Source organism: Micromonospora sp. CA-240977 (assembly GCF_050942285.1).
Lineage (GTDB): Bacteria > Actinomycetota > Actinomycetes > Mycobacteriales > Micromonosporaceae > Micromonospora.
The window spans coordinates 6,816,823-6,829,369 of the sequence record NZ_CP192055.1; the positions used below are offsets into that span (position 1 = coordinate 6,816,823).

General features: G+C 68.9%; 10 protein-coding genes, 3 tRNA genes and 2 pseudogenes. 2 read left to right on the forward strand and 13 right to left on the reverse strand.

Going from position 1 to position 12,547, the window contains the following annotated elements; translation table 11 throughout:
* Positions 1–3: 3 nt before the first annotated feature.
* From rpmG to ACQPWW_RS31010, 6 genes are all read right to left on the reverse strand, one after another.
* Complete coding sequence (rpmG, locus tag ACQPWW_RS30985) at positions 4–171, reverse strand: 50S ribosomal protein L33 (protein ID WP_007073056.1); 168 nt, start codon at positions 169–171, stop codon at positions 4–6.
* A gap of 135 nt (positions 172–306) precedes the next feature.
* Positions 307–379 (reverse strand) — tRNA-Met (locus ACQPWW_RS30990).
* 24 nt (positions 380–403) lie between these two features.
* Positions 404–476: transfer RNA gene (locus ACQPWW_RS30995), tRNA-Thr, on the reverse strand.
* Positions 477–569: 93 nt separating this feature from the next.
* Positions 570–3,095, reverse strand: a complete 2,526-nt coding sequence (locus ACQPWW_RS31000; RefSeq protein ID WP_433127373.1) for a putative bifunctional diguanylate cyclase/phosphodiesterase — start codon at positions 3,093–3,095, stop codon at positions 570–572.
* Positions 3,096–3,661: 566 nt separating this feature from the next.
* Positions 3,662–4,855 carry an epoxide hydrolase family protein gene (locus ACQPWW_RS31005; protein WP_433127374.1) on the reverse strand — a complete coding sequence of 398 codons (1,194 nt, stop codon included), beginning with the start codon at positions 4,853–4,855 and terminating at the stop codon, positions 3,662–3,664.
* Between the two features lie 174 nt (positions 4,856–5,029).
* Complete coding sequence (locus ACQPWW_RS31010) at positions 5,030–5,287, reverse strand: hypothetical protein (RefSeq protein ID WP_433127375.1); 258 nt, start codon at positions 5,285–5,287, stop codon at positions 5,030–5,032.
* A 228-nt stretch (positions 5,288–5,515) separates the two neighbouring features.
* Between ACQPWW_RS31010 and ACQPWW_RS31015 the strand changes: the two genes are divergently transcribed.
* On the forward strand, positions 5,516–5,869 hold the full coding sequence (locus ACQPWW_RS31015; protein WP_433127376.1) for a hypothetical protein: 354 nt from the start codon (positions 5,516–5,518) through the stop codon (positions 5,867–5,869).
* Positions 5,870–6,517: 648 nt separating this feature from the next.
* Here ACQPWW_RS31015 and ACQPWW_RS31020 read toward each other — a convergent pair.
* The 5 genes and pseudogenes from ACQPWW_RS31020 to ACQPWW_RS31040 all read right to left on the reverse strand — a co-directional run.
* Positions 6,518–7,195, reverse strand: a pseudogene (locus ACQPWW_RS31020) (HAD family hydrolase); the annotation flags it as partial.
* A pseudogene (locus ACQPWW_RS31025) lies at positions 7,192–7,302 on the reverse strand (GntR family transcriptional regulator); the annotation flags it as partial. The pseudogenes ACQPWW_RS31020 and ACQPWW_RS31025, both read right to left, overlap by 4 nt.
* Positions 7,303–7,373: 71 nt before the next feature.
* A complete protein-coding gene (locus ACQPWW_RS31030; protein ID WP_433127377.1) occupies positions 7,374–8,795 on the reverse strand; it encodes a pentapeptide repeat-containing protein in 1,422 nt (473 codons plus the stop codon).
* A gap of 117 nt (positions 8,796–8,912) precedes the next feature.
* Entirely contained in the window at positions 8,913–9,338 is a 426-nt protein-coding gene (locus ACQPWW_RS31035) for a hypothetical protein (protein ID WP_433127378.1), read from the reverse strand.
* Between the two features lie 95 nt (positions 9,339–9,433).
* Positions 9,434–9,517: transfer RNA gene (locus ACQPWW_RS31040), tRNA-Tyr, on the reverse strand.
* Positions 9,518–9,664: 147 nt separating this feature from the next.
* Here ACQPWW_RS31040 and ACQPWW_RS31045 point away from each other — a divergent pair.
* Positions 9,665–10,159, forward strand: coding sequence for a YajQ family cyclic di-GMP-binding protein (locus ACQPWW_RS31045; protein WP_357817923.1), 495 nt, complete (start codon positions 9,665–9,667; stop codon positions 10,157–10,159).
* 133 nt (positions 10,160–10,292) lie between these two features.
* Here the strand turns inward: ACQPWW_RS31045 and ACQPWW_RS31050 are convergent, their stop codons facing one another.
* Both ACQPWW_RS31050 and ACQPWW_RS31055 read right to left on the reverse strand, forming a co-directional pair.
* Positions 10,293–11,045, reverse strand: a complete 753-nt coding sequence (locus tag ACQPWW_RS31050) for a DUF1028 domain-containing protein (protein WP_433127379.1) — start codon at positions 11,043–11,045, stop codon at positions 10,293–10,295.
* 222 nt (positions 11,046–11,267) lie between these two features.
* A complete protein-coding gene (locus ACQPWW_RS31055; RefSeq protein ID WP_433127380.1) occupies positions 11,268–12,527 on the reverse strand; it encodes an MFS transporter in 1,260 nt (419 codons plus the stop codon).
* Positions 12,528–12,547 lie beyond the last annotated feature (20 nt).

Below are 12,547 nucleotides of genomic sequence, written 5' to 3' on the forward strand. Positions count from 1 at the left end.
GGGTCAGCGGGTCTCGCGGTGGACCGTGTGCCGACCGTCGCGCGGGCAGAACTTCTTCAGCTCGATGCGGTCGGGGTCGTTACGCCGGTTCTTGCGCGTGATGTAGTTGCGCTCCTTGCACTCCACACACGCCAAAGTGATCTTCGGCCGGACATCGGTAGCCTTCGCCACGGCGGAGTGCCTTCCTCGCTAACGGAAACAACTACGACGCGCCAGCCTAGACGCTGGCAGCGCGGACATGCAAAGTGGGCGCCGGAAGCGCCCATTTTTCTTACGACCACCGGCAACGAGCCCGGAAGACGAGAGTAGCGGTGGCCGGACTTGAACCGGCGACACAGCGATTATGAGCCGCTTGCTCTACCATCTGAGCTACACCGCTGCGATGGGTCCAGCTGAACCCTCGAGCCCCCTTACGGAATCGAACCGTAGACCTTCTCCTTACCATGGAGACGCTCTGCCGACTGAGCTAAGGGGGCCTGCGCGATCTCCCCGTGGGGCGCGCAGAAGTAAGAGTACACGGCCCGGCTCGACAGGTGAAATCGGATCCCCGATGATCGTCTACGCCCTGGTCAGGGCACGACGCGAAGGCGCGGCAGCTCACCGCTGGAGATCGATTCCGGCTCGACCTGGGCGCCGAACCAGGCGGCCAGCCGCTCGTACGGCAGCGGCCGGCTGAACAGGAAGCCCTGCCCGATCTCGCAGCCGATGTCCTGGAGCAGCTCCAGGGTCAGCTCACTCTCCACGCCCTCGGCGACCACCGCCAGGCCGAACTGCTGGGAGAGGGTCACCACCGCGTTGACGATGGCCAGGTCCCCCGGGTCCGTCGCCATGCCCTGCACGAAGGAGCGGTCCACCTTCACCTCGTGCACCGGGAGCCGGCGCAGGTGCGCCAGCGACGAGTCGCCAGTGCCGAAGTCGTCCACCGAGAGCCGGACACCCAGGTCCCGCAGCCGCCGCAGGGTCGGGATGGGCCGGTCGGTGCCGTCCAACACCCCCGCCTCGGTGATCTCCAGGGTCAGCCGCTGCGCCGGCACGCCGTACTCGGTCAGCATCTCCTGGATCCGGTCCGGGAAGTGCTGGTCGGTGAGCGTACGGGCCGCGATGTTGACAGCGATCGGCAGCGGTTGATCAGCAAGCGCCCAGTCGCGGCTACGGCGCAGCCCCTCGCGGAGCACCACCTCGGTGAGCCGGCTCAACTGGCCGGTGTGCTCGGCCACCGCCACGAAGTCCTCGGGGGCGACAGTGCCGTGCGTCGGGTCCTCCCACCGGGCCAGGCACTCGACACCAACCAGACGCCGATCCCGCAGCGTCACCTTGGGCTGGAAGTAGACCTCCAACTCGCCCTGGTCCAGTGCGCGGCGCAGATCGCCGGCCAGACCCAGCCGGCGCAACGATCGGGACTCCAGCGCGGGGTTGAACAGCTGCACGCTGCCCGGCACCGACTTGGCTGCCGTGGCGGCCAGGTCGACCCTGAGCAGCAGGGTCGCCGCGTCGCTGCCGTGATCGGGGTGCACGGCCACCCCGACGGCAGTGTTCACGTCGAGGGTGAGCGCGTCGAAGACCATCTCGTCACGGATCTGGTCGCGTAGCTGGGCGGCCAGCTCGAGCGCCGCCTCCGCGCTCTCCAACCGCAGTGTCACGAGGAACTCGTCCCCACCGGCCCGGCCGACGAGAGCCGACGACGGCGCGCTTTCCCGCAGCCGGCTGGCAACCTCGGCGAGGACCTTGTCCCCGGCCGCGTGGCCGAGCGACTCGTTGACCTGGCGCAGCCCGTCCACGTCGAAGAGCAGCAGTGCCACCACCTCGCCGGGAGCCGCGATCTTGAAGGACTCCGCGAGTGCGCCGGTGATCCGCCGGCGGTTGGGCAGCCGGGTCAGCGCGTCGTGGTACGCGTCGTGCCGGAGCCTGTCGACAAGCCGCGAATTCTCCAGGGCGACGGCGGCGTGCGCTGCCACGGTCTCGAAGATGGGGATGTCTGCCGGAGCGAAGTGGCCCACGTCGCTGAGCCGGTTGACCACCTCCAGCGTGCCGATCACCGCCTGCCCCGAGCGCAGGGGCACCGCGATGACGTCCTTGACCTTGGAGTCGGCGAGTGCGGAGCGCAGCATCGGGTCGCCACCGAAGGCCCGGCCGAGCGCGACAGTCCGGCCCGACGCACGGGTCTTCTCCCGGAACACCGGCGGCGTCGGGGCGACGTCGAGCAGACCCCTGTCGTCCAGGCGGGCGCTCAGCAGGACCTCGGGGTGCCGGCCCTGCGCCGGAAGCCACAACGTGGCGTACTCCGCCTGCATGAGGGAACGGATCCGGCCGAGCAGCGCGTCCGTCAGGTTGCCGTCCTGACCCGCCTCGCTCATCGCCCGGGTCAGCTCGTACAGGTCGCCCAGCGTGCGGTGCTGCCGAATGAACTGCGAGTACGAGCGGTAGAGAAGGACGCCGGCCACCGCCAGGGCCAGCAGAAGCAGACTCGACCAGAGAGTGGTCGCCAGGGCGATCAGGATGATCATGCCGACCGCGACGTTCAGTGCCGTGGTCAGCAGGACCTGGACGGCCGTACTCGTCGTCTCCCGGGTGCCCTGCCAACCCTGCAGGAGAGTGATCACGCCGACCACGGCGACCAGGCTGATCAGCGCGTTGGCGGCGACCGCGGCGAAGACCGCGCTCCAGGTGGACGGTCCCACCCCCTCGTGCGGCGGCATCGCGGCCAACACCAGCCCGGCGACGGAGAAGCCGGCCGCCGCACGGGCGACGTTGAACCAGAACTTCGGCGGCGCGTAGCCGCGGTGGATCTGGGTGAAGAGCTCGGCTGCCGTAGCGACGACGACCATGAGCAGCGGCGACAACCAGAACAGGGCGAGCACGAGTGGAATCTCGCTGAGGGTCACCACCATCGCCTGGCGGCGGACGACAAAACTGAGCGTTGGTATCCCGGCGGCAGCCATCACCACCAGCAACACCACAGCAGTCGGCCAGTCCGCCAGGCGGATCGGCACCGTCAGCGCGAGGATCAGCGATCCCACCAGGGCGATCCCGGCGAGGGGCGCCGTGATCAGCCAGGCGTGCTCGGTCGTACGACGTCGGACAGCCTTAGGTGACACCGCACCGTCCTGTCATCGGTCACGTCGCCGCCGCACCGGAGTCACCGAGCGACGACTGACTGCGCTCCACTCGCGGGGGCGCCCCACTCGATGCTCGTGGACTGGAAGCCGCCACCGAATTGGGCGCCTAGGAGACCAACGGCCAGCGCGGCGAGGACGAGCGACGCCATGCGCAGCCGGCCAAACTTTCGACCAGACATGTGGAACTCCTGTCGGCAGGGGGGCTGTGCGGGGATGGAGATTCCACGATGGTGCCACAGCGACGTCCGCCAGGAAAGTTCCCCACCCGCGATCGGGCCGACCGACCCGTGAGCTGACCCGCTCGGCCGACCAGACACATCGTCCGGCCAGACCATCTGCTGATCAGCCCACGTTGGTACGCCCAAGAAACGACCTAGCAGGGGAAAGCGCACCTACTAGACGTAACAGTTGAATTGACTGTGCGCCCCTCCGTCCCGGGTACGCACACTACTCGCCGCTACCTCGCCGCAACAGAGCACTGTCATCAATCTGGATGACCGTTCGACACTCCGATCGTACTGCCGCTGATGCGCTCCGGTCCGGGCTCAGGACCCGCGCAGCGGCCGGAACGCGGCCCGCAACTCGGCGGCGAACAGCTCCGGCTCCTCCCAGGCGGCGAAGTGGCCGCCGCGGTCGGCCTCGTTGAAGTACGCGAGGTCCGGGTAGACCGTCTCCACCCAACTGCGCGGGGCGGGCCAGATCTCGTCGGGGAACGTGGTGAAGCCGACCGGAACCGAGACCGGCGGAGGGGCCTGGCCGGCAGCGGCGGCCGCCGCCAGGAACCGTCCGAGTTCCCAGTACCACCGGGCGGACGACGCGCCGGTGCCGGTGAGCCAGTACAGCGTGACGTTGTCGACGATCGTGTCCCGGGTGAGACCGCCCACTGGCTCGCCGTCGACGAGCGCCCGGGAGATCTTGTAGTAGCTGTCGGTGTCGTGGTCGAACATCCAGGCGGCCAGCCCGATGGGTGAGTCCAGCAGGGAGTAGCCGATCGTCTGCGGCCGGGTGGACTGCTCCAGGAAGTAGCCGAACCCATCCTTCGTGAACAGGTTGAGCGCGTCGTGCGCCGCACGTTCCTGCGCGGACTCAGCCGGCAGTTTGTCCTTGATACCTGTCGCGCCGGCCAGCAGATTGACGTGGATGCCGAGCAGCCCCGCAGGCGCCTGGCGGCCCATGGCGTCAGTGACGGCAGCACCCACATCGCCCCCCTGGGCGACGTAACGCGTGTAACCGAGGCGATTCATCAGCCCCGCCCACGCCCGTGCGATGCGGCCGTTCTCCCAGCCCAGCTCGACCGGCTCGCCCGAGAAGCCGTAACCCGGCAGAGAGGGCAGGACCAGGTGGAAGGCGTCCTCCGCCCGTCCGCCGTGCGCGGTCGGATCGGTGAGTGGGCCGATGACCCCGAGCAGCTCCACTACCGAACCCGGCCAGCCATGCGTCATGATCAACGGCAGGGCGTCCTCGTGCTGCGACCGCACGTGAATGAAGTGGATCTCGACGCCGTCGAGGTAGGTGGTGTACTGCGGCAAGGCGTTCAGCTTCGTCTCGAACGCGCGCCAGTCGTAATCCGTCGTCCAGTAGCGGGCCAACTCCTGGACCGTCGCCAACTGCACGCCCTGGGAACGATCGGTGACCAACTCCCGAGCCGGCCAGCGGGTGGCCGCGATCCGGCGACGCAGGTCCGCCATCGCTTCCTCCGGCGTGTCGAGCCGGAAGGGACGGATCTCGTTGTCGGACATGAACTCCACCTACCGGGTTGGGACGACGACCGGTGCCGGCGCTCCGGCGGAGCTGACACGCGTCCAGTCTCGCAGCGACCCCGTGGCAAGTAGACCAGAACGACAATTCGGGCTATTCGAACAGGCGTCCCTGGCCCTCTTACGACCCATTGCTGGCCGCCTCCGGGCAACCGGTCACCTGAGCACGTCGACCGCACCCGTCTCCGGATCCACCGCCACGCCGAGCTTGCGGTAGCCCCGAGCCTCGGCGTCACCCTGCGGAACGAAGTCCACGATGAAACAGGGCTGGTAACCCCTGAGCCCTCGCACTTCCTCCTCGTACGGCTCGCCGACCTGCCAGTCATCGATCCGGAACCCACCCCTGGGCTTTCGGGCCCGCATCCGTCTGGTGAACTCAGCGACAGCCAACTCCCGAGCCTCATCCCGATCCACGCCGCCAGTATCGGGCAGCTCAACCGAGTGCTCCAGCAGTCCAGTCGCTCATGGTTTCGTCGGTGCTGTTGGCGACTCAGGCTTTCGCAGGTCCGAGGCGCGGGTTCGAGGCGGGCAGCGTCGGAGCGCTCATCGGGCCGCCCCCGCCGCGGGTCGAATGCGGTGGTCCCGGGTGCAGGTCCGCCGGTACCGTCCGGGCTCACCCAAAATCCGAGCGGCGAGGTCGAGATGAACAGCGAGGACGGTACGACGGTGCTGTGGCGCCCAACCGGGCCGACAGAGCTGGATCTCGTCCGCGAGTCCGGTTGGCGGGCGTGGCCGCCGCGCCTGCCGGAACAACCCATCTTCTACCCGGTCCTCAACGAGGACTACGCGGTGACGATCGCCCGGGACTGGAACGTGCCCGCGTCCGGCGTCGGGTACGTCACCCGCTTCCGGGTCGAGTCGGAGTTTCTGAGTCGGTACCCGGTCCGCCAGGCAGGCGGAAAGACCATTCTGGAGCTGTGGGTGCCGGCCGAGGAGTTGGGCGAGTTCAACGCGCACATCGTCGGACTGATCGAGGTCGTGCACGAGTTCCGGTAGGCGCCGGCCGGCGGCGAGGGTGGCCAGGATCGGAGGATCCCGACGACCTGGGGCCGGTTGGGCCGAACGACACCTATCGGGGCAGCACCGCGGCTGATCCCGGCGGCATCACCGGAGCCGGCGGCGTGGGTTCGACCGGTTGCGGCTCGTCGTACCAATCACCCTGCGGCTGATCGGGTTCTGGTGCCGGCGGGGTGGTGGGTGTGCGGGACAGGGCGACCTTGCCAGGGCGAGGAAGGCCAGCGCCGGCACCGCCGCGACGATCCAGCCTCACACGGACGATTCGGTTTCAGCGACTTGGGCGGCAAGGGGGAGGACGAGGTAGATAACCATGAACTCACGCCGTGACAGAGCGCCCCGCTTTTAGCCGCTCCCTCGGTCGTAGCCGTTCCGGTCGGCCGCGCCCCCGCCCTCGGGCTCTGGATCGAAGGCCCTGCTCTTCTCCTCGCGGACCGCCTGCGCCACGTTGAAGCCGATGTCCTGCTTAGACGCAAAGGCACGCTTACGGGCAATACTCCGCAGTTCCGCCTCAGATGCCTTCGCCGGCGTGACCGGCATCTCCGTGGTTAGCGTTCCCGTTACCTTGCCTGGCCCAAACTGCGTAGCGGTGGTGGTGATGGAGGTCCCCGCCGCCTCCGGCCCGGCCGCCATCAGCGCGCCGGCTATTTCGCCCATGCTGGTGACCACCACATCCGCGCCGGCGAGCCGGAACGCGTCAACCTTCGCCGGTCGATTCGCGTAGCCGACCACCGCGACCCCGGCGGCCCGCGCGCCCGCAATGTCCGAGAGCGAGTCACCGACCAGCACGCACCGTCCCGCGGCCACGCCGAGGGCTCGCACGGCTTGCAGGATCGGTTCCGGGTTGGGCTTCATGCGGTCCGGGTCGGCGTACGCCCGGCCGACCACCCGAGAGACGTATCTCTCGAGCCGGTGCGCCGTGAGGTAGGCCGTCACCGCGCCAGCCGAGTTGTTGCTGACCAGCGCCACTGGCATTCCGGCTTGCCGGGCAGCCACGATGACCTCCCGGCCGTACGGCGTTGGCCCGGCGGTCTCGACGGCCCGGCGCTCGGCCCCGCAGAGCGCATCCTCCACCGCCCGCGTGATGCCGTGGTCACCTGCCGCGCCGGTACGGCGCAGCACTTCAAGCGGGTCGGGCTCGCTGGCGAGGTCGGGCGGTACGTCGACACCGTACCGCCGCAGCACGTCGACCAGCTCGGCCGCGACCGGCGGCGCAGGATGGCCAGCGAAGATGCTGCACACAGGCCCGTCGAAGTCGAGCAGCACCGCGCCGACCCCGGCGAGCAGTCGGCTGAGGTCGGCGTTCATCCGTCGTACCGGTTGGCGATGGTCGACCACATCGAGTCGAACCACTGGCGGGACGTTTCCACGAACTGCTTGCCGTGCGAGGTGTCGTCGTCGGTCGCCGCGTAGTGACCAGGCATTTCAATCGTCCGAGGAAGGGCGGTCCAGTCAGCCGCCCACCATCTGCCCACGCCCAATGGCTTCACTTCTGCGGCAGGGTCAGACCGTCCGGAGGATGCCCAAGGAGCCCATCATCGAATCTCGGCGGGACCTGGAACCTCGCCGCATCAAAGGACACGTGGCCACCATTGAAAATCACGTAGTTGAAGAACACCTTCGCCCCGCTGAACGTCGCCCGGTAAAAGGAGACCCTTCCACCCCTGAACGACGCTCCGTCAAAGGAAACCTCCCCGCCGCTGAATGTCGCGTCACCGAAGAACACCTCCCCATCGCTGAACGCCGTGTTTTCGAACGACACCCACCCACCGCTGAACCTAGCTATGTAGAGGACCTTCGCGCCACTGAATCTCGCTCTGTCGAAGAACACCTGCCCACCACTGAACTTCGCCCCGCCGAAGAACACCTCCCCTCCACTGAAAGTCGCATCCTCGAAGGACACTTCCCCACCACTGAACGTTGCCCCGCCGAAGGTCACCTCTCCGCCACTGAAGGTCGCCCCGCCGAAGGACACCCGCCCGCCGCCGAACCCCGCATCCTCGAAGGACACTTTCCCACCACTAAACGTTGCCCCGCCGAAGGAGACTTTCCCGCCGCTGAACGCCGCCCCGCCGAAGGACACTTCTCCACCGTTGAAAGTTGCTCCCTCGAAGGAGACGTCCCCGCCACTGAACCTCGCTCCCGAGAGGTCCCCGCCGTCAAAGACGGCGCCGGTGAAGTCGAAGTCGTATCCGCACCAGGAGGCCACGTCGTCTTCGGCAATACGCAAGTGCCTGCCCACGAGGCGGATAACGGTATGACGTACCTCCCGCTCCTCGCGAGCGGCTCGGGCATTGTCAGCAGCCCCGAGCGCCGCTTGGTCCACATCCTGCGTCGGCGTCTCGTCTGAAGCGTCCGGCGGCGGCATGTACGGCATACGGACGTAGGCGCAGAGAACATCGATGCACGTCTGCCGCCCTTGTCGCCAGTCATCAGCAAGGCCGGCCATGGCATAAACGCCGGCTAGCCGTACGGCTGCCTTCTCCGAGCCGAGTTGCTCGGATGCCTTGGCGAAGCGTTCGTTGAGTAGCCGGACACCATTGCGTTCAGTCTCGATCTTTGCCCGCTCGTCGGCCGCTCCAGCGAAAGCCTTGGCCTCCTCGGCGCGCAGATCAGCAGCGTGGGCCAGCTGGTGGGCGAATTCAGACAGTTCGTTCGTGTGCTCCGCCACTCGCTGCCGCCTGTAGGCGACCACCAAAGCGGCGACGCCGCCGACACCCGCCACAACTGCGAATGCAAGCTTCAGGAGATCGAATAGCGTGGCCGCCGTGACGGTCTCGTCACGTTCGAAAGCCGGCCAATCGGCGTACCAGAACGCCGCAGCAATCAACCCTCCGACGAGCAGCAACGCCGCCGCAACTGCCAGAGCGATTGACCGGCCAATGTCCCCGAGCTGCAGCTTCGGCACTGGGCTGGCTGTGGCGCGGAACGGACCCACCGTGACATGGACCTCGGGCTGGGTTACGTGCGGCGATTTAGGCAACTCCACAACCTCCCCTTCTAGCGCACGCCGTCCACTCGGCGCTCAGCACGGTGTCTGCGGCCAGCGCGTAGGGCCTCGTCCGAGCACGTCCCCGATTTTGTCGTTCATGGTGTCGTCGCCGCCGTCGATGCAGTTGGCGTAGACACGGAGCAGGACGGCGACGCCGTGGCCCAGGCGCCGGGCGACCTCGGTCGGTGGGACGCCGGCATGCAGCCAGAGCGAGGCTGCCGCGTGCCGCAAGTCGTAGGGCCGCCGGACCAGCGGCGATGCGACCTGCGAGTCGGTCAGCGCCTTCTCGCGGGCGAGTTTCCACCACCGGTCGTAGACCGACTCGGAGAGCGGCCCACCGTGCAGGCCCCGGAAGAACCGACCGTCCGGACCGATCTGCCCGAGTCCAGGAACCCGCGCTCGGCCGCTCGACGTCGGCGCGGCAGGAGCAAGATCGACCTGCCCACCATCTGCCCACAACCAGTCGTCACGGGCTGGACTTAGCCAGATTCGGCTAGATCAACGACAACGGCCCCTGATCAGCATCTCTGCTGGTCAAGGGCCGTGTCTGCACCTGGTGGCGGGTAGAGGATTCGAACCTCTGAAGCTTTCGCGACGGATTTACAGTCCGCTCCCATTGGCCGCTCGGGCAACCCGCCAGGGCACCCCACCGCGTCGTAACGCGGCGGCGGAAGCAAGGATAGCGGCTCCCCCCGGTGCCGACGCAACCGGGTACGGTCAGGGGGTCGTGCCGCTGGTCGGCGGCCGACGGCAGGCCCAGACCGCCGGACAGCAGGAGCAGAAACATGGCAGCGAACCCGTCGTTTGACATTGTGAGCAAGGTTGACCGCCAGGAGGTCGACAACGCCCTCCGGCAGGCGGTGAAGGAGCTCGCGACTCGGTTCGACTTCCGCGGCACCGGGGCGGAGATCTCCTGGTCGGGCGAGGAGGCGATCGGCCTTCAGGCGGAGACCGAGGAGCGTGTTCGTGCCGCACTTGACGTGTTCAAGGAGAAGCTCGTCAAGCGGAACATCTCGCTGAAGGCGTTGGACGCCGGCGAGCCGCGCCCGTCCGGCAAGATTTTCAAGATCGACTGCAAGGTCGTCCAGGGCATCGAGGCGGACAAGGCCAAGGCCATCAGCAAGAAGATCCGCGAGGAGGGCCCCAAGGGCGTGCAGGCACAGATCCAGGGCGACCAGCTGCGCGTCACCGGCAAGAAGAGGGATGACCTCCAGGCCGTCATCGCGCTGCTCAAGGGTGAGGACTTCGGCGTCGCCCTCCAGTTCGACAACTACCGGTAAGGCGGCGACCGCCGCTCAGGCCGCCGCCGACCAGCGCGGCTTTCCGATATGGCCGTCAGGCACTGAGGCAAAGGCGGGGCCTGGCCGAGTTGGAGCGAGCCGGGCACCAACCGACAAGGCATCCGACGCCTACTCACAGGGCTTCGCCGGTTGCCGCTGTTGATGTCTGCTGGTCGACGGCGTTCGACGGTGTCTTGCGCTCCATCGCTGCCCCGAGCGCCTGCCGGGCGGCTTCGCCTATGGGGTCGTCGCGGGTCGGCATTCCCCGGATTGTCGGCAGCACCTCGTCCCGAAAGACGCCGTGCAGCCGGTGCAGTTCCCGCGCCGGATGCTCGGCATCGTCGACCCGCACGTCCCAGAGCGGGTACGGCTGATCGCCGATCACGGTGACGGTCGCCGACCGTGCGCCGTGCAGGTCACCGCCGGCCTCTTCGCCGGCCCCGATGGCCAGAACGAGCCGCTCCGCCAGGTCGAGTTCCGCACTTTCCTCGAACACCCGGAGGATCTCCGCGAGGATCTGCGGGCCGACCAGGCGGTTGCCCTGCACCGCGTAACCCGGCCCGGTGCGGTGCCCTGCCCAGCCCACTGTGCGGGAGCCGGTGAAGGCGTGCGAGCGGCCGTGGCTGTCGACCATGCCGACCTGCCGCACGTCCCGACCCGGGTCGTGGGCCAGCAGCTCGGTCAGGACGTCCTGCGGCGAGCGGCCCTCGTCGAGCAGCGGCAGACCGTGATAGGCCAGGAACGGGTTGGGGGTGGCCTGGGTCGCCACCGCACCACCGCCCGACTGGACGTGGGCGACGAGCTTGCCGACCGCGGGCCTGGCCGTCAGGGCTCCCACCCCCAGCTGGCCGGTACGCCGACACCACGCGGCGATCGAGAAGGTCACTCCCGGGAGGTACCCGGACCTACTCCCGGCATGCCCGGGGCCCGCCTGGTTGCTGTCGCCGTTGCCCTCGCCGGCACCTCACCTGACGCGCGATCCGGGCAGGCCGGCGAACGCGGGTTTCTTGAAGTCGGGGCATCCGGCGCGCAGGGATAGCCCGACTTCAAGGAACCGGAGTGGATCAGGCCCGCACGGGGGGACGGGCCGCACGGGAGACAGCGGGGGTCAGACCGGGACGGGGTCTTCGGCGCGTACCGCTGTGGTTTCGGCGCGGGCGATGGGCCCGGCGGGCAGGGCCGCGACCGCGGCCCCGACGGCGACGGCCGCCCCGGCGAAGAGGAACGCCCAGCGGACGCCGCCGGCGTGATCGACGATCACACCGGCCACCGAGCCGCCGGCCGCGCTCGCCGCCACCGCGACGGTGACCACCCAGGTGTACGCCTCGTTCAGCATGCCGGTCGGGGCGATCCGGCCGACCAGGGTGTTCTCCAGGGTGAGCGCGGGCGCGATGGTGGCTCCGCCGACGACCAGGGCGACGCCCAGCGCCAGCGGGGTGGGCATCACCGCGAACACGGCGAAGGTGCCGGCCAGCGCGGCGAGCAGCAGGGCGAACTGCCGGGTCATGTTCGCCGCCGGCTTGCGGACGCCGAACCAGAACCCGCCGATGGCGCTGCCGATCCCCCAGACGGCCAGGAGAAGGCCGGCCAGACTCTCCGGGTCGCCGGTGGTGTGGCCGCTCGCGAACGCCGGGACGATCACCCCGGCGGCGCCGAAGGCGATGCCCAGGCCAGCCACGCAGACCAGCAGGGCCGGGAAGCCGGCGACCCGCAGCGGGCCGAGCCCTCGGGCGTGGTGCTCGCGCGGGTGCGGACGCCAGGCGCGCATCACCCGACCGAGGGCCACGGCGGCGGTGCCGACCAGGGTGACCACTGCCGCGCCGATGAGCGCGGCCGCCGCGTCGGCGATGAGCACGAAGGCGGCGACGAGCAGCGGGCCGAGCACGAAGACGATCTCGAACAGCGAGGTCTCGGCGGCGAGCGCCGTGTTGCGCAGGGGGTACCGGCCGGAGGTGGGGCCGGTCAGGTCGTTCCAGGCGCCACGGATGGCGGCGGTGAGCGGCGGGTAGGTGGCGCCGGCCACTCCCGCGGCGAGGTAGATGGCGGGGAGTGCGTCGTCGCCCGAGCGACTGGCCAGGAGCAGTCCGATGAGCGCCAGCGGGTGAGCCACGGCGGTGACGAGCAGGACGGGGCTGGGGCCGACCCGGTCGGCGATCCGGCCGGCCACCGGGCTGAGGGCGGCACCGGCGACGGCGTAGATCCCGCCCGCGATGGCGGCCAGCGCGTACCGCCCGGTCACCTGTTCGACCACCAGCAGCAGCGCCAGCGGGGTCATGCCGATGCCGAGCCGTCCGACGATGCCGAGGATCAGCAGCATCGGGGCGCCGGGAATCCGCCAGACACCCAGATACTGACGCAGCGCGGCCACCGTGAACCTCCCGGGGATGT